The 25,618-nt window shown below is 36.8% G+C and carries 23 protein-coding genes, 1 pseudogene and 1 other annotated feature; of the genes and pseudogenes, 4 read left to right on the forward strand and 20 right to left on the reverse strand.

All coding sequences use genetic code 11. The features are described 5' to 3' along the window. Window positions 1–37: 37 nt before the first annotated feature. The gene (locus FZF09_RS05870) at window positions 38–775 is read right to left on the reverse strand and encodes a hypothetical protein (RefSeq protein WP_158735640.1); all 738 of its coding nucleotides are present in this window, start codon (window positions 773–775) and stop codon (window positions 38–40) included. Between the two features lie 38 nt (window positions 776–813). Continuing rightward, window positions 814–1,656 carry a hypothetical protein gene (locus FZF09_RS05875; protein ID WP_158735641.1) on the reverse strand — a complete coding sequence of 281 codons (843 nt, stop codon included), beginning with the start codon at window positions 1,654–1,656 and terminating at the stop codon, window positions 814–816. 266 nt (window positions 1,657–1,922) lie between these two features. Here FZF09_RS05875 and FZF09_RS05880 point away from each other — a divergent pair, with 266 nt between their 5' ends. Then, window positions 1,923–2,306: a YmaF family protein gene (locus FZF09_RS05880; protein WP_158735642.1), complete on the forward strand. Its 384-nt coding sequence runs from the start codon at window positions 1,923–1,925 to the stop codon at window positions 2,304–2,306. Between the two features lie 193 nt (window positions 2,307–2,499). On the opposite strand, the gene tyrS is transcribed toward FZF09_RS05880, so the two are convergent. The 6 genes from tyrS to FZF09_RS05910 form a co-directional block, all read right to left on the reverse strand. Beyond that, window positions 2,500–3,765: a tyrosine--tRNA ligase gene (tyrS, locus tag FZF09_RS05885; RefSeq protein WP_158735643.1), complete on the reverse strand. Its 1,266-nt coding sequence runs from the start codon at window positions 3,763–3,765 to the stop codon at window positions 2,500–2,502. Window positions 3,766–3,806: 41 nt separating this feature from the next. Beyond that, window positions 3,807–4,029: a binding site (T-box leader), on the reverse strand. A gap of 23 nt (window positions 4,030–4,052) precedes the next feature. Beyond that, window positions 4,053–4,568, reverse strand: coding sequence for a MarR family transcriptional regulator (locus FZF09_RS05890; RefSeq protein ID WP_304503055.1), 516 nt, complete (start codon window positions 4,566–4,568; stop codon window positions 4,053–4,055). A gap of 395 nt (window positions 4,569–4,963) precedes the next feature. Further along, the gene (locus FZF09_RS05895; protein ID WP_158735644.1) at window positions 4,964–6,076 is read right to left on the reverse strand and encodes a M42 family metallopeptidase; all 1,113 of its coding nucleotides are present in this window, start codon (window positions 6,074–6,076) and stop codon (window positions 4,964–4,966) included. Window positions 6,077–6,091: 15 nt separating this feature from the next. After that, window positions 6,092–7,294 carry a M20 metallopeptidase family protein gene (locus tag FZF09_RS05900; RefSeq protein ID WP_158735645.1) on the reverse strand — a complete coding sequence of 401 codons (1,203 nt, stop codon included), beginning with the start codon at window positions 7,292–7,294 and terminating at the stop codon, window positions 6,092–6,094. 59 nt (window positions 7,295–7,353) lie between these two features. Further along, window positions 7,354–8,085 (reverse strand): small-conductance mechanosensitive channel, encoded by a 732-nt coding sequence (locus FZF09_RS05905; protein WP_233269409.1) that lies wholly within the window; start codon window positions 8,083–8,085, stop codon window positions 7,354–7,356. A gap of 20 nt (window positions 8,086–8,105) precedes the next feature. Further along, complete coding sequence (locus FZF09_RS05910) at window positions 8,106–8,813, reverse strand: DUF5058 family protein (protein WP_158735646.1); 708 nt, start codon at window positions 8,811–8,813, stop codon at window positions 8,106–8,108. Window positions 8,814–8,961: 148 nt separating this feature from the next. Between FZF09_RS05910 and FZF09_RS05915 the strand changes: the two genes are divergently transcribed. After that, entirely contained in the window at window positions 8,962–11,049 is a 2,088-nt protein-coding gene (locus tag FZF09_RS05915; RefSeq protein ID WP_158735647.1) for a helix-turn-helix domain-containing protein, read from the forward strand. A 592-nt stretch (window positions 11,050–11,641) separates the two neighbouring features. Here FZF09_RS05915 and FZF09_RS05920 read toward each other — a convergent pair. Continuing rightward, window positions 11,642–12,079, reverse strand: a complete 438-nt coding sequence (locus FZF09_RS05920; protein ID WP_158735648.1) for an AhpC/TSA family protein — start codon at window positions 12,077–12,079, stop codon at window positions 11,642–11,644. Window positions 12,080–12,702: 623 nt separating this feature from the next. On the opposite strand from FZF09_RS05920, the gene FZF09_RS05925 reads away from it, so the two are divergent. Beyond that, window positions 12,703–13,650 (forward strand): DMT family transporter, encoded by a 948-nt coding sequence (locus tag FZF09_RS05925; protein ID WP_370514427.1) that lies wholly within the window; start codon window positions 12,703–12,705, stop codon window positions 13,648–13,650. Window positions 13,651–13,790: 140 nt separating this feature from the next. Here the strand turns inward: FZF09_RS05925 and FZF09_RS05930 are convergent, their stop codons facing one another. Next, the gene (locus FZF09_RS05930; RefSeq protein WP_158735649.1) at window positions 13,791–14,069 is read right to left on the reverse strand and encodes a hypothetical protein; all 279 of its coding nucleotides are present in this window, start codon (window positions 14,067–14,069) and stop codon (window positions 13,791–13,793) included. Window positions 14,070–14,584: 515 nt separating this feature from the next. Here FZF09_RS05930 and FZF09_RS05935 point away from each other — a divergent pair. Further along, a pseudogene (locus tag FZF09_RS05935) lies at window positions 14,585–15,510 on the forward strand (IS3 family transposase). 174 nt (window positions 15,511–15,684) lie between these two features. On the opposite strand, the gene FZF09_RS05940 reads toward FZF09_RS05935, so the two are convergent. From FZF09_RS05940 to FZF09_RS05985, 10 genes are all read right to left on the reverse strand, one after another. Next, window positions 15,685–17,160 (reverse strand): FGGY-family carbohydrate kinase, encoded by a 1,476-nt coding sequence (locus FZF09_RS05940; protein ID WP_158735650.1) that lies wholly within the window; start codon window positions 17,158–17,160, stop codon window positions 15,685–15,687. Between the two features lie 43 nt (window positions 17,161–17,203). Next, complete coding sequence (locus FZF09_RS05945) at window positions 17,204–18,220, reverse strand: NAD(P)-dependent oxidoreductase (protein ID WP_158735651.1); 1,017 nt, start codon at window positions 18,218–18,220, stop codon at window positions 17,204–17,206. A 16-nt stretch (window positions 18,221–18,236) separates the two neighbouring features. After that, complete coding sequence (locus FZF09_RS05950; protein WP_158735652.1) at window positions 18,237–19,055, reverse strand: carbohydrate ABC transporter permease; 819 nt, start codon at window positions 19,053–19,055, stop codon at window positions 18,237–18,239. An 8-nt stretch (window positions 19,056–19,063) separates the two neighbouring features. Then, on the reverse strand, window positions 19,064–20,017 hold the full coding sequence (locus FZF09_RS05955) for a carbohydrate ABC transporter permease (RefSeq protein ID WP_158735653.1): 954 nt from the start codon (window positions 20,015–20,017) through the stop codon (window positions 19,064–19,066). Next, window positions 20,014–21,336: an ABC transporter substrate-binding protein gene (locus FZF09_RS05960; protein WP_158735654.1), complete on the reverse strand. Its 1,323-nt coding sequence runs from the start codon at window positions 21,334–21,336 to the stop codon at window positions 20,014–20,016. Before FZF09_RS05960 ends, FZF09_RS05955 begins: the two co-directional genes overlap by 4 nt. Window positions 21,337–21,463: 127 nt before the next feature. Then, window positions 21,464–22,240: a class I fructose-bisphosphate aldolase gene (locus tag FZF09_RS05965; RefSeq protein WP_158735655.1), complete on the reverse strand. Its 777-nt coding sequence runs from the start codon at window positions 22,238–22,240 to the stop codon at window positions 21,464–21,466. Further along, window positions 22,237–23,211: a sugar-binding transcriptional regulator gene (locus FZF09_RS05970; protein WP_233269410.1), complete on the reverse strand. Its 975-nt coding sequence runs from the start codon at window positions 23,209–23,211 to the stop codon at window positions 22,237–22,239. Before FZF09_RS05970 ends, FZF09_RS05965 begins: the two co-directional genes overlap by 4 nt. Before the next feature lie 501 nt (window positions 23,212–23,712). Continuing rightward, window positions 23,713–23,892 (reverse strand): hypothetical protein, encoded by a 180-nt coding sequence (locus FZF09_RS05975; protein WP_158735657.1) that lies wholly within the window; start codon window positions 23,890–23,892, stop codon window positions 23,713–23,715. Window positions 23,893–24,056: 164 nt separating this feature from the next. Further along, window positions 24,057–24,551: an ABC transporter permease gene (locus tag FZF09_RS05980; RefSeq protein ID WP_158735658.1), complete on the reverse strand. Its 495-nt coding sequence runs from the start codon at window positions 24,549–24,551 to the stop codon at window positions 24,057–24,059. Between the two features lie 361 nt (window positions 24,552–24,912). Then, window positions 24,913–25,587, reverse strand: coding sequence for a GNAT family N-acetyltransferase (locus FZF09_RS05985; protein WP_233269411.1), 675 nt, complete (start codon window positions 25,585–25,587; stop codon window positions 24,913–24,915). Window positions 25,588–25,618: the final 31 nt, after the last annotated feature.

Here is a 25,618-nt window from a genome sequence, read left to right on the forward strand (position 1 = left end):
TACTTTCCACAGAGCTTTTAAGAGCGGCTGCAAATGTTTATTGATTTGCTGCTTCTTCTGTTTCTTTATCATCTGCATCTTCTTCCGATTCTTCTATACGTGCAAGAACAGCCGAATGAAAGGCAGCGTGAATGACAGCTTGCTCGCTTGCTTTTTCACTTGCCAGCGCCAGCAGCTTGTTTTCAGCAGATGGGTTTACCATTTCATTTGTATTCTCTTCGGTTTCTTCCTCTCCTGCAGCTGCGTCTTCATTTTCTTGTTCTTCTGCGTCGTTATTCGTTTCTCCATTTAATACTACGGCATCTTCCATTACTTCTTTTACTTCTTCATCTGCTGCTTCTTCTTCAGTCGTTTCTTCTATAGCGGCTTCCTCTGCAGTTTCCTCTTCTATGGTTGTTTCGTCTGCCGATTCTTCTGCTGCTTCCTCTTCTATCGTTTCTTCTTCTACTGCTTTTCCTGTTGAATCCTCTTCTATTTTTTCTTCTTTTGCTCTGTCTTCGTTATTTGAAAAATGTACAGCTGCATTCGCTGAGGCGTTGGCTTTTGCTTGTTCACTGGCTTTTTCACTCGCTTTTGAGTGTGCTTTCTTTTCGGCAGATGGATTTTGTTTTTCTTGCGCTTTCTTTTCAGATGGAACATTTTGTTCAACCTTCGCATCGTTCATTTGCTTACCGCCTTTTCCTGCGGCTTCACTCACTTGAACTCCCACTCCAATAGAAAGCACACTTGCTAGAATGAACGTTTTTACAACTGCTTTACCGTTTAAAAAATTCATGTTTATTTCGCTCCTTCATTTCTATTATTTTTTAGGTTTTATACATGACGTAAAAATGAAGGAGCAAGCTTTGGCGGTGGTGTTGGCGGTGCATTAACCCATTGGTTGCGGAATATATGGTTCCTCTTTACAAAAGGTTGTTTCCGTCTAACTCCTAATCGAACGGTCTCCCCAGGTAGAAAATCCAGTTTGGTCTTACTGCTCCCTTTATAATCATTGGCGGCACCAGCATGAATTTTCATAGATTGTGGAGCTTGAAGAATGTGCAGCTCCCATTCCTTCTTAGTTGGTAATGGAGCAGGCAAATCTTGTTGTGAAGGCTCCGACACGTTATGTTCACTAGCAGGGACGTCCTTACTCTTTTCAATTGGTGTATGAACTTTTTCACGAGAATAAGGCGCTGTATTTCGAGCTGAGACAGGTTCTTTTTGTTTTTCCATCCCCTTTTGTTTTTGCGGAGAACGATCTGATTTTGTTTCTTTTTCTTTATATTGACCAGTTTTATTGATTGCTTCATTTGCTTTGTCATTTGCTTGATCGGGCAAATCCTTCGATTTTTCTTTCTTTTTAACCGAGGTGCTGCCGTTCTGACTGTTATTTTCTTTCGTAGATGGGTGCTTCGTGTCATCAGAAACATCTCTTGATTTCCCTTTATTTTCAACAGTCGTTTCAACATTCTGATTTTTATTCGCTTGAACAGATGGTTTCTTTGCGTTGTCATTAGTTTCTTTTGCATGCACGGCTTGTGGAGCTTGATCTTGCTGAACCACGTTCCCTTTTTCTTTAGACGGATGGCTGCCTCTTTCCGCAAATGCCTGAGCAGGCAAACATAAAGCTAATAGGAATAGTAAAGGAAGAATCACTGTAATGTGTACGTTCAACCCTTCACCTCCTTTCCATAAGCAGCAAGTACCCTTTCATAATATTTCCATAGGATTTGGCTTGTCAACAAAACAACAGGTAATGTTATGAAGATGTAATGAATAAAACAGTTCGTTAATTTCGAACGCACGTTTACTTTTGTATATCGTTTGAATAACCTTACCTGTTAAAGACCGTTACATGAACGAGAGTCTTAATCCTGTTTTGAATGTTTAGATCCTTTCTGCATAGGTATAGAATGACACCTTTAGAAAGGATGATGAAAATGGAAATACCTGTCGCAGGTTTCATGTATTCATTCGATTCAGATGGCATGCATACACATCAACTTTATCTGACGTCATGGAATAGACGTCCTCTTCATGTCCATGAATTTGCTGGAGTGACCTCTGTCAACGTTGATCATCGTCATGAATACGTCGGAACAACAGAACCTGCTCCTAGTGGTGTAGAGCATAAGCACGAATACATGACCATTACATCTGTTGATGCAGGACATAGACATGAAATTAGAGGTATAACGGGACCTGCTGTCCGAATTCCTGGAGGGGGACATTTTCATTACTTTGAAGGGGTCACTTCCGTGGATGGAGATACACCTCATCGACATGCGTACAGAGGAAACACAGAAGGGGAACTAGACGTATAAATTACTTATTCTAGTGAGGTATAATATCATCCCAGTTATACAAGATTATGTACAAAAATTGTATACTGGTTCCTTTATTATAATCGTTCTATGTTTGTATGTTAATGTTGCTGTACCTTAAATTCAAAATGTACAATCGGTAGGAAAATGGTTTTAACCGGCCGTAAAATGTATCTATTCACGGCCGGCATTTTTATTCAAAGGTATTTGAGACATTCATCTTTATTTTAACGAATTTCCTTTTCCCTACTTGCACAATTAAGTCATTGGTTAGAACGATGTTTCGTTTCGTGTCTTCTATTCTCTTTCCATCCACTTTAACACCTCTATTTTCGATCATTCGGCGGGCTTCACTTTTAGATTTTAGCAGATTTAGATCTACAAGCAGATCGAGAATAGACACTTCCTTATCCCCATCCCATTCAAACGCTGGTATGTCATTTGGTACTCTTCCTTTTTGAAAAACGGAAATAAAATGCTGTTCTGCTTGTTCCGCTGCTTTTTCACTATGGTACATCCTGACAATCGTTTTCCCTAAAAACATCTTTGCATCTCTTGGATGAAGCTCACCTGCATCCAATTCGTGTTTTATCATTTTCACTTGATCAGGCGATAAATCCGTAACCAGTTCTAGGTACTTGATGAGTAACTCGTCTGGAATAGACATAGCTTTTCCATACATTTCATTGGGACTTTCATCTATTCCAATGTAGTTTTTCTTTGATTTAGACATTTTTTCTATACCGTCAAGCCCTTCTAGCAAAGGCATTAATATAGCTGCTTGCCGTTCTTTCTCGTATCTCTCTTGAAAATGTCTTCCCATTAGGATATTAAAATGCTGGTCGGTTCCGCCGAGTTCAATATCACTATTTAATATAACCGAATCATATCCCTGCATAACTGGGTAGAAAAATTCGTGCAGGGAAATAGGTTTTCCAAATGCAATACGCTCTTCAAAATCATCTCGTTCAAGAAGCCTCGCAACGGTTACCTTTCCAGCCAAATTAATAACATCTTCAAAATGTAAGGGATTCAGCCATTTAGAATTGAAATGAAGCTCTACTTTCTCCATATCTATCACTTTTCCAAATTGCTCAAAGTATGTCTTGGCATTTTGCTTCACTTCGTCATCTGTTAGTTGTTTTCTAGCGATAGACTTTCCTGTAGGGTCTCCGATTTTACCTGTAAAATCGCCGATAATTAATTGAATGGTGTGGCCGTTTTCTTGAAATTGCCTAATTTTATGAAGTACAACCGTGTGCCCAATGTGCACATCTGGAGCAGAAGGATCTAACCCTAGCTTTATTTTCAAGGGAATTTTTTCCGACACAGACTTTGCCACTTTATTTGCTAACTCTTCCGCCGGTATAATCTCTTGTGCTCCTTGGGTGTAAATATCTACTTGTCTTTTTACCTCTCTTACCTGCTCTTCGGTTAACTGTTCCATAACTGTACTCATTTTCATTCCTCCAAATAAAAATATAAAAACCACGCCCCCGTTGAAGGGACGTGGCTATTTTTGTACGTGGTACCACCCTTATTGAAGAATAGGTCCTATTCTTCCACTCATTTGATTAACGGCTCAACCGTTCTTTGTTACTACCCGTTCACAAAGAAATCTCAAGGAGGTAATTCATAGCTATCTTTATGCCGGTTCACACCACCCACCGACTCTCTGGAAAAGGGAGATAGTCTATTACTGGGTTCCTATCATTGATTTTGTTCTATGCATTTGTATACTCAATATCAGAACTTATTTTCTTTAATCACTCGTCTCAGCAGCCCTGATATCTGTTTTTTTTCTTCTTTTCTTAAACTGCTTGCGATTTCGACTTCTCCTTGATGAAATCGCGGATATAATTTCTGCATGACTTCCCTGCCTTGTTCCGTGATCGAAAGATACGTAATCCGCCTGTCTCGATTATCTGTCCTTCGCTGGCAAAGTTCTTTTTTTTCTAATGTTTTCGTTATATTACTTACGGTTGCTTTGGTTACGGCTGACAGCTCTGCTAATTGTTTTGTTTCAACCGTTTTCCACACCCATAAGTCATAAAGGATCGAAAACGATGTCCATGATAAACCATAGTCAGAAAGCACCTCGCGCTCCATTTTATTTCTTAGTCCTTGCGCAATACGATAAATATTAGTAACAACCGCAATAGCTTCTAAATCTAAAGACTCTATAGGCATTTTCGTTAAAAGATTTATCGTATCTAATTCTTCTGGAAGCAATTCACTATCATGATTAAACGAATGAACGATGGTCACCTCATTATTGTCAGAATCATTAGCTATGAAACGATTATAGCAAAATTAATACGAAGAAGCAATAGAGATTTATTTACAAATGAAACATTTTTTGTTTGGTCCGTTTCTTAAGCCATGCTAAAAATGCTTGCTTGTCATTGTATGTACCCCTCTAATAAGGGACGGGGCTGTCCCAAAAGGTTTTTTCAGCTGAAATACACTTCGCTTTCCGCGGGCAACGCTTCAGCTTCCTCGTGAGCAAAGACCGCTCACTGCGGGATCTTCAGCTGTTGCTTTTCCCGCTGGAGTCTACGTGTATTTCAGCTGAAGTTAATTAAAAAATGTAGCCGATCCGACTTATGTGATAGCCCCGTCCATCTAGTATTTTCACCATATGTTTAACATCTTCATTACGTTGTTATAGATGAGGGAATATCTATAAAACGTAAATCTTTTTTCCCGTTTTGAATGACGATTCCTTTTACAATTTCTAGCACACCCAGAGCATCATTGATGTTTAAAAGCTCTACCGGGGAATGAGAATACCTTCTTGGCGTAGCGACAATTCCTATCGGTACTCCTCCATTCATTAACGACAGTTTCGCCGCATCTGTAGTGTAACCCTGTCCATTCAATGTCAGCAGCTGCAAAGGAACATTCATCCTTTCAGATTGTTCTTCGATCATTTCTCTTACTTTAGGATGAATATGGGTAAACGCCGTCCCCACAACACCATCTGAAACAGGACAAGCAGGACCTTTTCCAATATAAACAGGGAGCGATTTGTCCGTGTCAATATCTGGCACGTCCCCGGCAGGAATCGTATCGAGTACAATCGCATAATCAGGTTTTAATGAGTTCCCAACCATTTCTGCTCCTTGTAGTCCAACCTCCTCCCGGACCGTAATAACACCGTACAGCGTTCCGGCAAAGTCTGCATTTTTCAGGTGATGGAACAATTCTATAATAACCGCACAATTTATCCGGTTATCAATGGATTTAGTACAGATGAGATCTTTATCATGCATTTCCATAAAATCACTTTGAAAAACGACAGAATCCCCAATATTAATACCCATATTTTCAACCTCTTGTTTAGAAGAAGCGCCTACGTCCACGTAGCATTCATGAATGGTTTTAACACGTTTCATTTCTTCAGGGGATTGCATATGCCCTGCCTTTACCCCGATGATGCCAGGAATTTTTTTGTCAGTGATCCATACTTTTCTGCCTTGCAGCAATGTATCCGGAGTTCCGCCAATCTTATCAAGTGCAATAAATCCATCTTTTAATATATTTTTGACAATAAAGCCCACTTCATCTGAATGTGCAGAGACCATTAACTTCGGCCCCGGTTCTGTCCCGTTTTTCATGGCAATCACATTACCGCTGTTGTCTATTTTTATCTCATCTGCAACCGAATAAAGCTGTTTATATAAATACTGAACAACTGGCTGTTCTGACCCAGACACACCAACCAAACCGGTTAAATCTCTTAAGTATCCTTTTATTCTATCTTTCATACCGACATAGCTCCTTTAATATATTTTTTCTGGCGTAATAGTACTCTCAGAAAGATATTCCAATACAGCTGATATGAATAGCTTTCCTATCAAATACATTGAACGTTCATCCACATCAAATTTTGGATGATGGTGCGGATAAACGGCGTCTATTTCTGGATTCTTCCCGCCGACCACGAAAAACGTCCCCGGTACTTCTTGAACATAATAAGCAAAATCTTCACTTCCCATCACCATAGGCACCTGTTTGACATCGTCAGGTGCTACGATTTTTTTAGCTAGTTCTTCTAACCGTTTAGCCTCTTTCGAATGATTCCAAAGTGCGGGGTATCCTCTCGTGTAGGCATAATGGAAAGATGCTCCTGCACCTTCACAGGCTGCTTTTGTCATTTGGCCAATTGCTTCTTCAACTAGCCGTCTTGTATCTTCATCGATCGTACGTGCAGTACCCGTTATTTTCGCCGTATCGGGAATCACATTATAAACTTGTCCACTATTAATAGAGCCTACTGTGATGACTGCTGGTTTCATGGGATCCACTCTTCTTGCTACGATTTGCTGCAAATTGTTTACTAACTGGCTTCCCGTTACAACTGGGTCAATACCAAGCTGAGGCATACCTGCATGCCCGCCTTTTCCAAAAATGTCTATTTCAAACTTATCATAGGCAGCCATCGCATAACCTTCTCTGACGCCAACCTGCCCTATTGGTAAATTCGACATAACATGCGCACCGTAAATGACATCCACATCGTCCAAGCAGCCATCCTTTATCATTGATTTAGCTCCTCCCGGGAGTTTCTCTTCAGCGAATTGATGGATGAAGACGACATTCCCCGTAATCTTTTCTTTTTCTTCACTTAATATTTTAGCCACACCTAGCAAAGCAGCGGAATGAATGTCGTGCCCACAGGCATGCATTACCCCGGGTACACGCGATTTGTAAACGACGTCCTTTTCATCCTGGATTGGAAGAGCGTCAAAATCCGCTCTAAGCGCAACAGTCTTTCCGGGTTGTCCTCCCCGTAACACAGCTACTACTCCTCTGCCGCCAACATTGGTTTTCACCTCTAGGCCAATCTCTCTTAAAAATCCGGCAATCTTTTTTGGTGTATTTTCCTCACAAAATGATAATTCTGGATACATGTGGAGATCTCGTCTAAATCTGACTAGTTCAGGCTGCAACTCTTCAAGTTTTGTAAATAATTTCTCAAACATGGTTCCTCCCCCTTGTTTATTAAAAATATTCGGCTTGTCCTTTAGAAGTCTTAAAAAAGTTAAACCTTTCTCAAATGTTTCCATTTATCCAAATAATAGGCAATGAAGGTCGTTCCAATGACTGTTATTAAAATACCGTAATAACCAATTGGCGTAAGAGTGTGTAAAATAATACCCAGCGTCAAAGCAATTGCTCCATATATGGGGACTTTCATAGAAAATTGAGCAAAAATTGCGCCAAATGTTGCTGGAAGTATAAAATCAAATGCTGTTTTCATCCCTTCTGGGAGAATGGATACCAGGTAATATCCCGCAAAAATAATTGGGATTAAAACAATGATATGAACAATAGCAGCAGCAGATATTCCTAGTGTTGCCGCTAATTCAGCTTTTTTAGATCCAGGTTTGGCATCAATGGACGTTTGTGCTGCGGCAGAACAAGGAAGACACATATTTGAAATATTCCCTACCAGAAATGCCATATAGGTTCCCGATACCCCTAATAGCGGGAAATAAGTAACTGGTTCTAGCACCCAAAAAACGCCGAATGCTGCTGTCACCCCTATTACACCTGCAATAATCGGGGTCCACCCCGGGTGAAAACCATAGACAAATGAAAGGTACAGGGGGGCAATAATTGTTGCAGCAATCACCATCCAAAGAGTAATTCTTCCCCATAAATGAACTTTATTATGAAATTCCCTTTCAAACACCACGTCCTCATTTAAACTGGTATCCTCCTCCAATGGTCCAACTGAGGAAACTTGGTGCTGCTCTAGTTCTTCTTTCATATCTTACAAACCTCTCTTTCTTATATAATTGTTGCTATATAACCTGCGCTCATCCCTATTACCAACGCTGCACCAAGAGACCACTCCCGCATCCAATTCATTTGAAACTTTTTGGCAGCAATCATCATGATTATCATTGTTAAGGCAGAAGCAGCTGTCACAAATAATGACACTGTTCCTGCAACAGCATGTTCGGCGGCAAAAAAGCCGAATGCCCCCACCAATGCTGCTGACGAAACAATAGTCGCAATCTTTGTGTTTCGTTTGGTCACTTTTTTCTGTACCTTACCTAGAGGTTTAGTAAATAGCGCTGCTACCAATAACCAGCCTAATCCACCGATACACATCGTCCACACTGCAACAGTAAACCCTGTTACATCAAAACCTTCTCCTCCAAGTGTCACTCCAAAAGCCTTCGCCCCGATATTGGCTGCTGTTAACTCGTAAGCAGCCGAACCCATTATGCCAATTCTCATAAGGGTGATGGGTCCACCGAGAATCGTTAAAAGCGATACTGCAATAATCAGAATACCTAAAGAAGGACCTATACTGCTAATAAGACCTGTACGAAAAGCACTTTTCACCTCTGAGCGAGTCATGCCTACTGCCGGTGCCGTTTTAGCTGCAAAACGAGAAAATATAACCGCTTGCAGTATAGGAATAGTTACAACAACAATAGCAATGATCCATAATGGAAGACTATTTGCTGCTTGCAAAACTTGGTCCATAACCTTTCACTCCTTTTTTGTTTTTTATAAATGTTTTCATTACCTTTGTTTAAAATTTTAGAAACATCAGAATATTATTTCAATGTAGGAAATTCTATAATATAATGATACTAAGTGTATATATTTACATTTAAGGTGGTTTGAAAGAATGGAAATACTTAAATCAGTTCAACCAATATTACATAAAAAACTAGAAAATACCAACTATCAAATTTGGATAAGAATACCTAAAAACAAAACGCAGAATCTATTATATAAGAAAGGGGAAATCCCACTCTCTCCCCCTCCTTTCGTACCTGATTTAAACAAATATGAAGAAGGCTATAAAACGTATAGTGATGACAATAAACTGTATCTGTCTTTTTTCTATCAAGAAGAGTATCAAGTTATTATCTGTTTGTTTCAGCAGCACTCCATTTTCAGCACAACGGACTTAGACCAATTCTATCTTCTGTTTTATCTTGCTTTTTTGCAGGAGCTCATTGAAACAAAAGACAAAGAACTTAACCAATTGATTGATGGCATCCACTCTATTACCTCCTCCCTTGATGTAGATAAGGTATTGTCGAATATTATAAAAAATGCCCTTATGGTGTTTCCAAATGGAGACGCCGCTTTTCTGCAATTGTATGATCCTGCTCAAGATCGTTTAATTCCAAAAGCTTCTGCCGGTTTTAATAAAAGTATTAATTTTTTTAAAACAAAAGTCGGAGAGTCCATTACGGGCAAGGTTTTTAAAGAGGGAAGTTCTAAAATTTATTACTCAGTTGATGATATCTATAAAGACATGAGCAATGTATCCGATGAGAACGCATTTCACATTCATCGTGCTGTAGAGAACAGAACAGCCAAAGCTCTTATTTGTGTACCTGTTTCCATTGGGGATAAACAAATCGGGGTGATGACCATACACCTTTATAAGGAAGGAAGCCTAACTGCAGATTCAGCTCACTTATTGCAGGGGTTTGCAGACCAAGCTGCTATCGCTATTAGAAATGCACAGCTTTATACGGACTTAAAGAAAAACTTGAGCGAAGTTACCGTGTTAAGCGAAAAACTAAAAGAAAAAAACCAAGTTCTTTTAAAAGGCAATGAAACCCATAAAACCTTAACCCGGCTATCGCTTCAAAATAAAGGAATTCATCCCATTGTTTTAGAATTAAATCGAATGATGGGCACAGCGCTTTACTTTGTTGATGTACTTGAAAATATTTACTATCCAAAACGATCTAGCCATTTTCAACCTTTTAAGCGTGAAACGATTGCAGAAATTTTTTCTAAAAAACGAGAACCTGTTTATATGTCTGGAGGCAATGGTAAAGACTTTTATTTGTATCCAATCATAAACAGAGCTGTTTTTCTCGGTTGTTTGGTTGTATTGATTTCAAAACCGCTTTCCCGGCTGGAGCACGTTACCATAGAACAAGGGGCCTCAGCTCTCGCTTTGGAACTTGTAAAAAAACAAACGTTAACTGAAATACAATATAAAAAAACACATGAATTTTTCAATGAACTCCTCGAACATAAGGATCCTGAATCTCTTACGGAAAAAGGCAAAGACTTCGGAATTGACCTTTCATCCTGTTTATTTGTGACCGTATTGGAGTTAAAGAACATTAGTGACCTGGAGCTACTTGAAGCTAACATTCACCAATTAGTTTCAAGCTTAAAAAGTCAGCTTACATCTTTTGACTACTTAGTGTTCGGATTTCACAACAAAATCAATTTAATGGCAGCAATGCAAAGAGACACAGACATGCAGAAGGTGACGTCAATTATTACGAATACCGTGAAAGAATATAATCAGAGAAACTCTCATCACTTATCTGTTGGGATTGGCAGGCTGTATAAAGGAATGGAAAATATAAATAAAAGCTATGATGAAGCAAACAAAGCACTTTCCTATATTACTAAAAGAAAAAAAAGAGGCATTATCCATTATGAGGATATTGGGGTTAATCGTTTATTTTTGGATCAATCCTCTGAAGAAATGAATAGATTTGTAGATGAAATTTTTGAGCCGCTTAAATCCAATGACTTGGACTTGAAAAAAACACTTATGGTTTACATGGAATCGAACAGAAACGCTAAGTTATCGGCAGAAAAATTGCATATCCATATTAATACCTTATACCAGCGCCTCAAAAAAATCGAAAAAAGACTAAACCTTGACCTTAATAACCCCGAAGACATTTTAAAAATTCAGCTGGCCTGCCATTTGATGAATCATTTTTAATGTTTAGTTTTTCTATCGTTTCTTAGATAATCTGGAGTGCAAACAGATATAGCACAGACTTGCATATGTGAACCCTACTGCGTGGGGCAATGTACAGTTCTTTTCTCATTTGGAGTATGTATCAAACGTTTCAGGAGGGGCATCCACAGCATGCTTTTTTTCCCATTTAATTGGTAATACTCGCCGAATAGACGCATTTACTCGACAACTTTAAGCTTTTTCTCGCCGTTCATACGAAAATACTAGCCGTTTTTATAGATTTACTAGCCGAAGAAGAAAGCACTAAAAGCTATATTGTTCTAGTTACTAAAATCCATTATCACCTAGAAGTGTTCTTTGTCCAGCGATTTCTGCTAAATAGCTTGAAAAAGGGGTAATGGAAGGTTTCGCGGATATCTGATCCTTTGTTTGAGGATGGATTTCGCCCCGTTTGCAGCAAATAACGGATTCAATTTCCGCACGCCTCCCATTTTCTCAGGATTTCACCAAAATAACGTACCATAAGTCCAATGTCATGCTTTTCTTCCTAGTGTGTGGTGCCCCAAAAACTCATCATTACCTACGAAACTATAGAAATAACCGGTATGGAGTATCATTGTTTCGTTTGCATAAACCTTATTCTTTCTATCACTGAAAGTATTTCATTCATATCAGCATGGTCGGGGGGATCCGTGTCTATATGCTGCCAAAGTATTTCTCCTGTCGTTTCAATAAGCCAAGTGGCCCCCAACTGATGGACATCCTGATGAAACATAGCTTTTTTCACTATTCTCTTTTGATGTTTATCTTTAGGGAAAATTTCGCGGATCTTATCCGACATAAGGTACTGGGTAATCATGGTTAGAGCTCTTTTTATAGATAGACGTTTAAGGGATAGATCTTTATAAGATTGTAAGGTTGGATCGCCTAATATTTGAAAAGGATACGGCCCATAAACGCTTATAAACTCCTTTAATTGTTTTGTGTCCGCTGGGATGACAGCAGCAATGGATACTCCGTTTTGTTGAATCGTGTCTGCATGCTCACGCAACTGCGCGAGAAAATGACGGGTGCAGGGTCAGCCGGTGTGTCTTAATAATATGAAAAGGAGAGGATTTTCTTGATAGAGATCAGAAAGCTCAACTTGTTCCCTTTCTTCTTCCGTCTCAAAGGTATACTTCATTTTCATTCCTCTTTTCTTTAAAAAATTTAAGACAGCTTATCAGGATTTAAAGTTATATAAATTTCTTTTACTTACTGATTAATGATATACACCAATAAGGCTATGAACCGCCCCATTCGCGTAATTAACAACCGCTGGCTAACCGATCACGTTTTTCATTTCTAAATCAAAATTCCATGTAAAAAGGCAAATACTAATGTCATTCTTTATTTAGATGACGACAGTAAAGTAAAAGCTGCTGTGCGGCCGATTCTATGCCGGAAATAAGATCAGTAATTTTTCCGCGTTTTGCATTTGAAAAGCTTGAATAAATCGTTGAATAACAGATTTATTCTGTTCATGATGTAAACTTTCGCCGGGGGCTTTTGAAAGCATTTGTTGACCCGGCTGTAGTTTTAAGCTTTGGTTCATTAAAAATTTTACAATTTAGCTAGGACTGAGGCAAATTTTCATTTATGATAACACTATCATAAATGATGAGGTGGACATCAATGTTGGATAGACCTTCTAAAAATACAGGATTATTCCTTGTTATTACCGGAGCGATATTTTGGGGTGTTGGCGGTACCGTTTCCCAAAAACTCTTTCATCAACACGCCATTGATGTAAATTGGCTTGTCACCATTCGCTTGCTCATAGCCGGCCTGCTACTTTTAGTCGTACAATATTTTAGAAAAGACCTTTCTTCTATACTTGATGTTTGGAAAAATAGAAGGACAGCTGTACAGCTAGTTATCTTCGGATTACTAGGCATGCTTGGGGTCCAATATACATATATGGCATCCATTAACCAGGGTAATGCTGCGGTGGCAACGTTATTACAATATTTGGCCCCTGTTATGATTATTATTTATTTACTTTTACGCAAAAAAACTGTATTAACACGTCAAGATGTAATAACTGTTTCGCTTGCTTTAGTTGGCTGCTTTTTCTTGTTAACAAACGGCTCTATCTCACAACTGTCTGTTCCGATTCCCGCCATTGTATGGGGTGTATTATCAGGTCTTGCGTTAGCCTTTTACACGTTATATGCGGTTCCTTTGCTGAAGCAATACGATTCCCTTGTTGTTGTAGGCTGGGCTATGGTTATTGGCGGCTTTGCATTAAGTATGATCCAATCCCCTTGGCAAATAGATTTTACAAATTTCACGGCACAATCCTATGTCTACCTCGTTTTTGTCATCATTTTCGGTACGATGATTGCCTTTTGGTTCTATATTGAAAGCTTACAAAGTCTTTCTCCTAAAGAAACAAGTCTGCTAGGCAGCTTAGAGCCTCTCTCAGCTGTTTTAACAACGGTCCTTTGGTTAAACGAACCTTTTGGCATTCTTCAATTGATTGGTACAGCTTGTATTATTGGAATGACTTTATTATTGGCCCTGAATAAAGAGTCTACAAAAACATCCCGCATCAATGATAAGTCCCTCAGAGTTGGATAATTCCTATCTACTTTGAGGGACTTTTCCGTAATGATCTTATCGTTATTGTACTGTGCATAGATAGAATCTGCTGTTCCCAAATGTGTTTCGTGCTTTTTTATACTCGGTTTCGCTTATTAACCATCACATGCTCACAACTTTTATAAGCCGCCGGAATATCTATCCTTTTGCCTATTGGCAATCTCATCTCGTTCTCCTCCATCAGAGAGTTCCTCAGAAAACGCTCGCTCCTCTGTGTTTGTATCTTCCTCTTCTGTGTCAGGGTATTCATTTAAATAACGATTCTCTCCTGGAGCAAATGTATCATTTTGCAAGCTGTAGTCTTCTTCGACAGGATTGGTATTTTGAGATCCCATTTCTTGAATATTAACTTTTTCCGTTTCTGGATTTCGTCTATCTGTTGTTTTTTTCTTATCCAAATCTTTAAAAATCCTTTCTGTTTTGGTTTTTTTGTATATGTTTAGATGGATAAAAATGGCGGTCGTTATATACTGTGCTGCAAATCATAAAAATAATTCATATTAAAAAGATCGATTTCACTTTATTCTTTTATTGCAGGGTAGTCAAATGGAAGATTGCTGGATCTACTCTTAATGCACGTGGTAAGACTATTAAATCAATAATTTGTTTTTGATCGTTTTTAAAAATAAATCAATTCCAACTTAAAGGCTAGATATTGGTTAATACCGGACAGGTTTTCACTCGAATGGTCAAAAACCTAATAATACAGTAACTATACAAAGCAAACGAACATCAACTTTATACAATTCACTCAATTTAAGTAAAGTAGGATTTCGGCTTTTTTCTTTTATACCCTTTCAATTGGAGTCACACCAACAACCGATCCACTTTCCATAGAAAATGTTTTATAACCTATAATGAGGATAGAATCATAAAAAAATCTACTGTGATGGTTTAGAGTGACCTACTTGAAATGAGACACAGGAAAAAGAATTTCTATCCAGAAGAAATAAAGAGAGAAGTTATAAGATTAAAGCTGACAGGAGAGTACACGAATAAAGAATTATTGGAGCGCTTAGGTATAAAAAACAAAACACAAATAAAAACTTGGATGAAGTGGTTTCGAAATGGTGAAGAGCAAAGACTCCCAAAGCCTATTGGTAAGCAGTATTCATACGGAAAAGGGCCCGAGGAAGTCAGCGAAGTGGAACAACTGAAAAAGAAAGTATCTTATATGAAATAAGAGAAGAACTCTTGGGAAGTTCCAGAAAATCGAAAGGAAGTGGTCCCAGAAGCATTCATCGAACTCGTAGAAATATTTAAAATGAAATATTCGATTACATCAATCTGTGAAAGTTTACATGTTCCTAGATCCACTTATTATCGCTGGAAAAATAAATCGTGGGATCTCACACCATTAGAACAATTAGGTTTAACCATTTGTAAAGAGCCTGGAGTACCGAGTAGGACATCGAATGGTGAAGGGCCTTCTCAAGAAAGACCATCATATCAAAGTAAATCGAAATACCGTCCAGAAAATCATGCAGAAGTTCAGTGTGCAATGCAGGGTAAAACCTAAACGCAAAACATATATCGCTAAAGAAGGGAATCACGTTGTCCCAAACCTACTAGAACAAAATTTTTTAGCAGAAGGTCCTAACCAAAAGTGGGTAACGGACGACATCACATACTTACCTTACGGTGAAAAAATGTCGTCATTGAATCCTTCCACTCCTCGCTAAAGACGGAAGAATTCAGCACTCAAGAATGAGTGCACCTTGCAAATTCTATTGTACTAGAAAAAGTGGAAACGTACCTAACTATTATTACAACTACATGCGACCTTTTAAGAAATTAAACTACCATACCCCCGTTAAATTCAGGAGCATGGCAGCCTAGTTGTTGTTTCTTGTCTCATGTTTCTAGGTCAGTTCAGATTATCCACAACAGTTTTTTATAATTGAAGATTTTAGAGTCTTTAGCATGTGTTTACTTCTCTTTCGATTCATCCCCTGCAAAAATTTAATTCTCCCAAATACCTTTTGTGATTTACGTTTTGAGTAATTATCCCTTTTAAACAAGCGAATTAATTAGTTCTTGATAGCTTTCTTGTATTTCTTTATATTCTTCAAAATTTTGAATGTTAGGGTTGTAGAATATTTCCTTGTCTTTAATAATTTCTACCCCTTCTCCAATGCTATTAAACAAACCAACTCCTACTCCAGCAAGAATTGCAGCACCTCTTACACCTGCCTGTGAAGATTGTAAAACTCTTATCGTTTTATTAGTAGCATCAGCAAACATTTGCATCCATGTATTATTTTTGGATCCTCCTCCTTGAATTGTAAGCATTGAAGGAGACGAATCAATGCTTTTTTCAAATTGGGCCAATACCTTAATTCTATCAACCAATATACCTTCAAGTATTGCTCGATAAAAATGTTTAAGCTCGTGTTCAAAGGTAATTCCATAAAATAAAGCATTTAAAGTTTGATTTGAGAATTTTTGTCCATGCAAATATGGTAAATACCGTAACCCCTTTGCTCCTGGGAGTGTATCTTTTATTAATGTATTTAACACTTTATGGATGTTATTATTATCTGTATTTATTTGTTTTAATGTTTTAACGAACCAATCAATATTTGATCCTGCAGAGGGAGAAGCTTGTAACATCAGCCATCGGTTATTTTTCGGCAAGCATCTTAACATCCAGTCACCTTCTGCATGATCTTGGGGACTATTACTAGACATAACAGTAATCCCCCATGTTCCTAATATGATTAGAGTGTCACTATGATTAATACAACCAGACCCAATCACTGTACTTGCGACATCATGCAAACCTGCCACAACAGGGGTTCCTTCTTTGAACCCCGTGTCTGTCTCTGCTTCTTTATTCACTTCTCCAACTACTTGATCAGATGTAACAACATCAGGTATTTTCTCAGTAAGATGATTAATACTTAATGTTTCTTCAATACTTAGATCCCTTGTTCTAGTGTTTAGATTAATAAGACCAGCACTAGCATCCGTAATTTCTAAAAATATTTCACCAGTTAATTTATAACGAATGTAATCTTTTGCAAAAATTACAAACTCTGTTTTTTCCCATCTTTGTTTATCATGGGTGTAAATCCAATGAAGGATAGGTAAGGGAGTCCCTAAAAACGGCTTTTGTCTAATTATTTTAAATAACTCCTGATGTTGTGACTTTGAAAGTAATGAACCCCACGTGTGTTTTGAGCGCGTATCTATTGATGTAATACCTAATCCAATTATATTTTTATCTTTATCCAAAGTAATAACTCCATCACCATATGCACTCAAACCAATCCCTTTTATTTCTGTGACAGAAATATCATGTTTGTATAATGTTTCTTTTATTAATGAACTAAGAGCTTTCCAGAGTTCTTCCATATCTTTTTCAACAAAGCCGTCTTCCGAATAAACTATTGAGGATCTTTTTTCCTCAAGAGCTATCTTTTTCCCACCTAAGGAAAATACCGCTACCTTAATCATTGTTAATCCTATGTCAATGCCTATTAACAATTTAATCCTCCTTCCTATTTAAAAATTGCTAGGTTAAATTTCGCTAATGTTTTTCTAAAATAGTTTCTTTAATATTATTTATTAATAAATTTACTGAGTTAGTAAAAGCTGAACTTGTAGTCCCAGCTAAATGAGAGGTTAAAGTAGCATTAGGTACAGAACATATAGGATGATCTTCCGCTAGTGGTTCTTGTGAAAATACATCGAGAGCAGCACCTGCAATTTTATTAGATTTTAATAATTCAACTAAAAATAATTCATCGACTAATTCAGCTCTTGAAACATTTATTAAATAAGTGTTTTGTTTTAGTTTACTTAACCGCTTTTTTGATAAATAATGATAGGTCTTATCAGATAAGCGTAAATGTATTGAAACAACATCTGAATTTTCCAAAATATATTCATCTGAGACACATTCAAAACCATCTGATGTTATTACCTGATTAGGTAAAAAAGGATCGTGAATAATGACATGACTACCCAGTAATTTGAATTTTTTGGCAACCAATCTTCCAATATTACCATATCCAATAATTCCTATTGTACAATCACGTAATTCCCGTGGAAGAGATATTGGAAAATCTTTTGTCCAATTATTTTGTAATAATGATTTGTGTGCCCTTGCAATATTCCTCATCTCAGATAACACCATTCCTAATGTGAATTCTGCAACTGCATTCGCATTTCTCCCTGGAGTATTAATAATTTTAATATTGTTTTTTTCGCAAGATTGTTGGTCAATATTCTCTGTTCCTGCACGTAATATACCTATATACTTTAAAGATGGAATATTATTTATTATTTCATTGCTGATTGGATAAAAATGTATTATCATAAGATCAATCTGGTGTAAGTTTCCTAATTCAACTATTTTTTCAGATTTTAATAAATTATTTGGTCCATTTTTTTCGACATGTATATTAATTTTTGTTAGTTCCGCTTCTGATTCGAGATCCCAGTTATAATACACAATATTCGAATGAGGATACTCTTTCTTGACTACTGAATAAATTGTATTATTAGGGATAAAAAGATCCCCTATTATCATAATATTTTCCATATTTCACCTCTCCATTTTATTTAACCGCTCCAAAAGAAATTCCTCTAACAATATATTTTTGAATAAAAATCGCTAATATTACCAAGGGTAATACTGTTAGCATAGAGGCCGGTAATAATTGATCCCACATCACACCTGAATCTGATACAAATCCAGTAATAGCAACTGGTAATGTTTGAGTGGTTCTATTTGTTAAAACTAGTGGTATCAAGTAAGCATTCCAAGAAAATAGGAATACAAAAATAGAAGTTGTAGCAATCCCCGTACCTACAAGTGGAAGTGTAATTTTAAAAAATGCTTGGATTCTAGTACAACCATCAATCATTGCTGATTCTTCTAAAGTTAATGGTACTTCTTGAAAAAAAGATCTCATCATCCAAACCGTTAAAGGCAAATTAAAAATTGAACTGGCGATTACAACAGCAAGATGCGTGCCTAGAAGGTTTGTACTCAAAAATAAGTCATACAACGCTATTACAGCTGCAATCGGTGGTAACATCTGTATAGAAAGTATCCAAAATAGCAATGAATTTTTCATTTTAAACTTAAACCTGACAAAACCATAAGCTGCAGGTAGACCCAATATTAAACATATCAATACAGTAGAAACAGAAATTATTAAACTATTTGTCAAGTGTGAAAAAAAATTTATTGAGGAAATTGCTTCTTGATAATTAGCAATGGTTGGTGTAAATATTAAACTTGGAGTGTATAATAAGTCTTTTGGTTTAAAAGAAGAAATCAGCGCCCAAAGTATTGGTCCTAAAAACAAGAAAGTAACGGTTGTTATTAAAATATATCCAGTAATTACTGACCTTTTTTTCACATTTTCCACTATAATCACTATCCTTGCCTATTTACTTCCTTACTTAATAACTTCCCGATGGATTGACCAATAATAATAATGAAAACTAATATTAATACAGCTATTGCAGAGGCATAACTTGTATTAAAAGTTGAAAACGCAGCCTTAAATAAATAAACAGGTAATATTTGAGAACCATTAGCTGGCCCCCCTTGAGTCATTGCCCATATAGTATCAAAAGCTTGGAATGATAAGATAAACCTTAACATTGCTGCTAATGTGATAATTGGTAGTGCCATCGGGAGGGTTAGGTAGCGGAAAGTCTTCCAGTGTGAGGCTCCATCAACATAAGCAGCCTCATAAGGTTCCTTGGGCAATCCTTGTAAACCAGCATATACAATAAAAAATATAAATGGGGTCCACTGCCAAATGTCAACAATTACTACTGTTAGCATTACTAAACTACTTGACTGTAACCAAAGAATATTTTCTAAACCTAAGAAACTACCAATGTGATAAATTAATCCAAATTCATAACCAAACATGTATCTCCATAATATTCCTGACACAAAAGGAGTTACGAAAATAGGTAAAGATAATAAAACTCTGTAAACCCCAATTCCTTTAATATGAGAAGTGTAATGATTCATAAGTACAGCTAACGCAACCCCTAAAATAACTTGAATGATAATACCTGATAAATAAATTAAGGTTTTTATCATTGCATCATGCGCTTCTCTTGATGATAGAAATTCACTATAGTTTTTTAAACCAATATACTCGATAGGCTTAAACTGCTGAGTTAAATAAACATTTTGAAAACTGAGATCCACAGTATTAATAATAGGAAAAAGAGTAATTAACATTAAATAAATAATAGTTGGAGAAATTAATGCTATTGGACGCCAGTTGTTCCTAATAAAGCTATTAGCAGTTTTCGATTTTATGGAAGGGGGAGCTAACTCCCCCGCCTTAATTTTTATCATTTTCATTCGCTATAGTAACCCCCACCTTTTATTAGTTCTAAAATCTCCTCCTGTGCAGTATCAAGGCCTTCCTCTGGAGTTGTTTCTTCTGTGACTATTCTACTAAGTTCAGTACCCAGAATTTCTTGTGCTTCTGGTTCAACAGGTAGTGGAAAATACATTTTAGATGTTGATAATGCTTCCATTTGAGCTTCCCAATTCGGATTAGCCTCCTGGAAATCAGGTTCCTCATAAATATCCATTCTTCCAGGACTAAGCCTACCAGCTAATGCAGCTTCTTTCATAGTTTCCTTTGAAGTAGCCCATCTTAGCCATTCATAAGCCGCACCTTTAACATCAGAATCTTTCACTATACCAAATCCCCATCCACCTGTAGTCCCAGAGCCAGTTCTATCCGTGGACTCATCATATAATGGGTAACTCATCATACCAATGTTTGGATCATTTACTATAGATGCAATTGTCGCCATAGCTATCGTTCCATCTCTCAGCAATGGTTCTATCTCAAACACATCCATGGACACGCCTTGTGGAGGTGAATAGTTGTGAACCATATTAGTATAGAATTCCGTTGCTTCTAGAGCTGCTTCACTATCTAACATCGGAAGATTATCAGGTCCTAATACATTCTCTCCCATTGAATAAAGTACCGGTAACCATGTTAATACAGTCCATGGCCCTTGTGCGGTTGAAGTTGCATATCCATAAACCCCTTCATCAGGATCAGTCAATGCTTCAGCAGCTTCTTCAAGTTCTTCCCATGTTGTAGGTGGATCTATGCCTGCTTCTTCTAGCAATGTTTTATTATAATAAAGTACTCGTGTATCAGGTTGAAATAATACAAATTGCGTTTCACCATTAAAGGTATAATAATCTTGATAATTTTGCATAAATTGATCTAAATCAATCGGTTCCACATTATACTCCTCTGGGATTTTATTTAAATCTTCAATCCAACCGGAGTGTTGTAGAGCTGGTATCATTTCAGTAAAAGGGTTAACTACATCAAATTCACCTGAGTTGGACGATAGTGATAAAAGCGTTCTCTCTTGAATTTCTTCATAGGCGATTGGAGTGTAGTTAACTTCTATCCCCGTCTCTTCTGTAAATTCATCTGTATTATCCATCAAATATTCTGTGTCACCAGACCTTTGTAACAAAACATCAATTTCTTGACCAGCAAAAGGTTTACTTGCATCATCCATAGTATTGTCTGAACTAGATTGCTCATTACTGGTTTCTTGTGTACAAGCTACAATGATTGTCATAAGAGCCAACAAAACCGTAATTAATAAGACAGTATTTATCTTATATATAAATTTCATTATTCTCCCTCACTTTTTCAAAAGTGGCACTACCCTGTTCCTGTTTATTTTGAGAATAAAATTTCACAACCAAAAGAAAACGCTTACAAATTAATGTAACCTGTACTTAGCAAAAAATTTATTGCCGCTATTTTAATACGTTTACTAGCTTTTCAACCATTTGACCTGGATTTTGAGCTTGCCAAATATTACGTCCAAAAAAGACTCCTTTAGCTCCAGACTCTAAACCACTCTTCGTTAACTGAACAACTTCATCGTCATTTTCTATACGTGGTCCACCTAAAATCCCTAATGGTACTGGGGATTCCCTAACAACCATTGAATACTCTTCAGGAGTACCAAAATAAGGAGCTTTAATCATACTTGCACCGAGTTCAGCACCTGTTTTTACAATTGATGCAATATTTTCTACATCTCTTTCTTCAGACTTATCTACTCGATTGCCCCACATTACTGTTTCTACAATTAATGGAAGATTTACTTTAGAACAATCTTCAGCGAATTTAGCAACAGAAGAAATATTCTTGATCTGAGCAGCTGAATTACTATAACCAAAAACTAGGCTAATAATAGCAGCATCTGCTCCAATATCTTTTAATGCTTGTGCAGACGTTATTACACAATACTCTTCCTGATCAAAACCATAAGGGACAGAATTTTTAGATAAATAATAGTCTGCTCTAGAAATGTATTTAGTTGTTGGTATGCTTGGATCCTCTAGGCATTGTCTAGTAATAGCAGGACTAGAAATAAAGCCATCAACATCTTTATCTACAAGACTCTTTATTACATCTTTGGTATTTTCAAGGCCTGCCTGCTTTCCAAAGTAAAGGGTGTGATCCATTGCAACTACTAAAATATTTTCATTTTTCTTCGTAACAGTATCTACAATATTGTAATTCATATATTTCCCCCCGAATGTTTATTAAGAACCTCAATTGAAGTTTGTTTATCAGTAATCAGTATGTTTGCAAAATTTCCGCGAAGAGCACCTAAAATGGCATCAATTTTGTCTTCACCAGTTGCTATTCCGACTCTCAATGAAATTTGTCTAAATGCTTCCAATTCAATTCCAACTAAATATTTAGAAATATCTTGTTGTGTTCGTCTACCATTAATATCATAGGAATGAACTAAAATATTTCCTACAGAATCTTTCATAGGGATTTGATTTAAAAAATCTTTTGGAAAATACGTGGAAAGAACTGAATTCGTATGACCGGTATGTCCTATTCCTACCAATGCCATTGATACCTGACGAATCGCACTTACTACTGCGCTTATTGAAGAATCTTTTAAAAGTAAAGATTTTAATTCAGGATTTCCTACAATTGTAGGTGCTGGAAAAAATATTGATTGACTGCCAAGTGCCTGACTAAAAACTTGAACATTTGAAGATGTTGGTATTATTGATTCATCTACTCCAGTGCCACCAGTTAATTGAACAAACTTTAAGTTAGGTCTTGGTTCAAAAAAATTTAAACTTTTCCCAACTGAACGTAACGTATGTCCAAAACCTATCCCTACTGATCCTTCTAATGGCAGTATTGAATTTAAATACGAGCATGTTAAATACTCAAATGTGTTCCCTATTTCTTTTTCGAGATCAAATACCACACAATCTTTTAATGCAAAATTTTCGAGGAATTTTTTTTCAATAGATGGACTTCTAAAATCCTCCATTGTTGTATTTATTCGAAATCTAATAACCCCCCTTTTTTTAGCTTCCTCTAATAACCTTGCTACTGATGAACGGCTAACTCCTAATTGATTTGCAATTTGGTTTTGAGTTAACCCTAAAACATAGTACATTCTAACAACACTTTCTAGATACTCTACCCTGGTCATTTGTTCATTTCTGCTACGATTGTTCATGTTTTGATAATACTACACCCTAAAAAAGAAGTCAATTATTTTTCATAATTTTCTTTATATTATGTAAATAAATATTCCCACCAATTAGTAAGTAGGTAGGGGACTGTCTGACTGTCAAAAAGAGTGGCTGGTGATTAATTTTGGTAATTGTAAGTTTTAAAAAATAAGAGCGTAAAGTTTCTTCACCCTACTTCACTGAATTCGTCAATCAATGGTGGAACGAACGGTTTACTCACCCTCCCAACATCACCATGCAAGTAGACAAGAAATGGTGAGAAATGAACTGGGATATGCTTTTATTCCTAGTATTTTCTTAAGTGACAATCATCAGTTTTATTTTGAAAAACTATTTACAAAAAATGGCGGAGTATTAAATCTTGACACTTGTATGTTATATAGAAAGTCTTCCCTTGCTTTAAGTATGGTTCAAAAATTTACAAAATATATTAAATCCATTGATTTTTGAGGCTCTTTTTCAGAAAACAAGGAGTACTTTTGTTTTCACCATACTTTGTAAATTTCGTGACAAGGACTTCCTATGATCCAATACAAAGTAAAATTCGAAATAACCTTTAAGAAACGCGCAAACGCCTTGCTCACGAGCGACAAGTCCTGGAGGATCTTTGTTTTCCATGGACGGACCGAAGGAATTTCGAGCGAGTAGGCGCTTGCGCTAGACATGTAAAACGCCACATATTTATATTTTCTTACCTTTTAAAAAAAATCTCCCAACTTAAGAACGATGGGAGATTGGTTCATGGAAAAAATGGCATCTATATTCATTTGCTCTTTATTGAAGGAAAGTACTTTTCGTTGAGAAATATTGGGTTAGAGCCGATATCATTTTAATTCGCACGAGATGGGAACCTTGCCGCTGCAAAAAACGTAGCATCTATATTTTCTTCTGCACCAATAGATGGTGAGATATTAACAGCTCTACTGCTTTGAGCGGTTACATCCACCCGATCACCTGCTTGCAGCTCAACGACAGTAGAAGCATTTACAATATTAGGAGGATTTTGTTGTCCCGCTACATTTCCCGCGAGCCGGTAACTGGTATCAACCCCAATAACAAAGTTACCATTCAATCGAATATTAACTCTCGCCACAAAATTAATATCTCGATCATTAAAGTTTGGTATAAAATTAACGGTTGCAATGATATTGTAGACTCCATCTGTTTCTGGGATAAATGTTGACGTTGCAGGGTCGTATTCATCCGCAGCATCAAATCGTTGGGTTGGAAAATTAACTTTTGTCACAGTATTCGCAGGTATGAGCTGCTGGGTTCCTACAGCTCTAAATGCTGATATTCGTGTGTTATTATTTCTTACTCCCATGCTACTTCTCCTCTTTCTCTGATATTTTAGATATAATCCACTAATACCCTATGCAACAGAGCTTTCGTTGGTATAAGTAAACTGTCCAGAACTAATATGAGAATTTTTATAAAGAGAAAGGGATTGTCACGTAATATTGTTTGGTTAATCCGAATCCGCTCGCTGTCATTTATATGAACAGACCGATCATCTTTTAGGAAACGTTGACTGAACTAGGACAAAACGCTTTAATCCTTGTCCATATAAAATAAATCTCCCTACCTTCAAATAAGATGGGAGATCATGAACTATTGTGACACCGTAGATTCAAAATCACTAGTAATACCACAAATTCCTAAGTCAAAAAGGTAAGTTCCGTATTTCATTCCCCTTGTTCAGTATTTCTCCATTCCATGAAAGTTGCATTGCATAACGATTCGCGATCTTCCGGTATATAGTTAGGTAATATATATTTAAACGTAAACCCATTCCTTAACTGAAACGTTAAAACAGGATCGTATATTTTTCCTTCCATTACGTTTTCAACATATTGCTTTGCACTCATGGAACTAGCATATGAACAAAAATTCGGTATTCTTCCTCCAAAAATGATCGATTGTAAATGTAATTCTTTACAAACCTGCTTTCTAGCTTCGTATAATTGTTTACCTATTTTTAGCCCTCGATAATCTGGGTGTACAATGACATCTATGCCGTATAAATCTTTGCCATTTTCATTATGATTGGAGATATATCCCTGATCAGATATTTCGTGTAATGTATGGTGTTTCGGATATTCATCTATATTTACAATTAAACTGGAACATGAACCTATGATTTTCCCTTTGTACTCCACACAAATTTGGCCCTCAGGGAAACGCGTAATCATATTTTCAAAATTTTTTTTTGTAAAGGCAATCTCAGGTGGATCGAAACATAATCTAGCTAATTCATTTAATTTTTCAGCATCTTCTACCCTGCTTTTTCGTACAATGATGTCTGCTTTATTTTCTATGGAATGAGCTGATATCCCTGTACTTTTCCCTTTTTCTATCAATGTATAGACCTCCTTGCTTATTTTAAAAGTA

The organism is Alteribacillus sp. YIM 98480, assembly GCF_009765375.1.
In the GTDB taxonomy this organism is placed as follows: Bacteria; Bacillota; Bacilli; order Bacillales; family Marinococcaceae; genus Alteribacillus.

Excerpts from the sequence above, each read along its gene's own strand:
- FZF09_RS05870 (WP_158735640.1), bottom strand. The coding sequence starts at position 775 with ATGAATTTTTTAAACGGTAAAGCAGTTGTAAAAACGTTCATTCTAGCA.
- FZF09_RS05880 (WP_158735642.1), top strand. The coding sequence starts at position 1,923 with ATGGAAATACCTGTCGCAGGTTTCATGTATTCATTCGATTCAGATGGC.
- tyrS (WP_158735643.1), bottom strand. The coding sequence starts at position 3,765 with ATGAGTACAGTTATGGAACAGTTAACCGAAGAGCAGGTAAGAGAGGTA.
- FZF09_RS05895 (WP_158735644.1), bottom strand. The coding sequence starts at position 6,076 with ATGAAAGATAGAATAAAAGGATACTTAAGAGATTTAACCGGTTTGGTT.
- FZF09_RS05900 (WP_158735645.1), bottom strand. The coding sequence starts at position 7,294 with ATGTTTGAGAAATTATTTACAAAACTTGAAGAGTTGCAGCCTGAACTA.
- FZF09_RS05905 (WP_233269409.1), bottom strand. The coding sequence starts at position 8,085 with ATGAAAGAAGAACTAGAGCAGCACCAAGTTTCCTCAGTTGGACCATTG.
- FZF09_RS05910 (WP_158735646.1), bottom strand. The coding sequence starts at position 8,813 with ATGGACCAAGTTTTGCAAGCAGCAAATAGTCTTCCATTATGGATCATT.
- FZF09_RS05915 (WP_158735647.1), top strand. The coding sequence starts at position 8,962 with ATGGAAATACTTAAATCAGTTCAACCAATATTACATAAAAAACTAGAA.
- FZF09_RS05925 (WP_370514427.1), top strand. The coding sequence starts at position 12,703 with ATGTTGGATAGACCTTCTAAAAATACAGGATTATTCCTTGTTATTACC.
- FZF09_RS05945 (WP_158735651.1), bottom strand. The coding sequence starts at position 18,220 with ATGGAAAATATTATGATAATAGGGGATCTTTTTATCCCTAATAATACA.
- FZF09_RS05955 (WP_158735653.1), bottom strand. The coding sequence starts at position 20,017 with ATGAAAATGATAAAAATTAAGGCGGGGGAGTTAGCTCCCCCTTCCATA.
- FZF09_RS05960 (WP_158735654.1), bottom strand. The coding sequence starts at position 21,336 with ATGAAATTTATATATAAGATAAATACTGTCTTATTAATTACGGTTTTG.
- FZF09_RS05965 (WP_158735655.1), bottom strand. The coding sequence starts at position 22,240 with ATGAATTACAATATTGTAGATACTGTTACGAAGAAAAATGAAAATATT.
- FZF09_RS05970 (WP_233269410.1), bottom strand. The coding sequence starts at position 23,211 with ATGAACAATCGTAGCAGAAATGAACAAATGACCAGGGTAGAGTATCTA.
- FZF09_RS05975 (WP_158735657.1), bottom strand. The coding sequence starts at position 23,892 with ATGTCTAGCGCAAGCGCCTACTCGCTCGAAATTCCTTCGGTCCGTCCA.
- FZF09_RS05980 (WP_158735658.1), bottom strand. The coding sequence starts at position 24,551 with ATGGGAGTAAGAAATAATAACACACGAATATCAGCATTTAGAGCTGTA.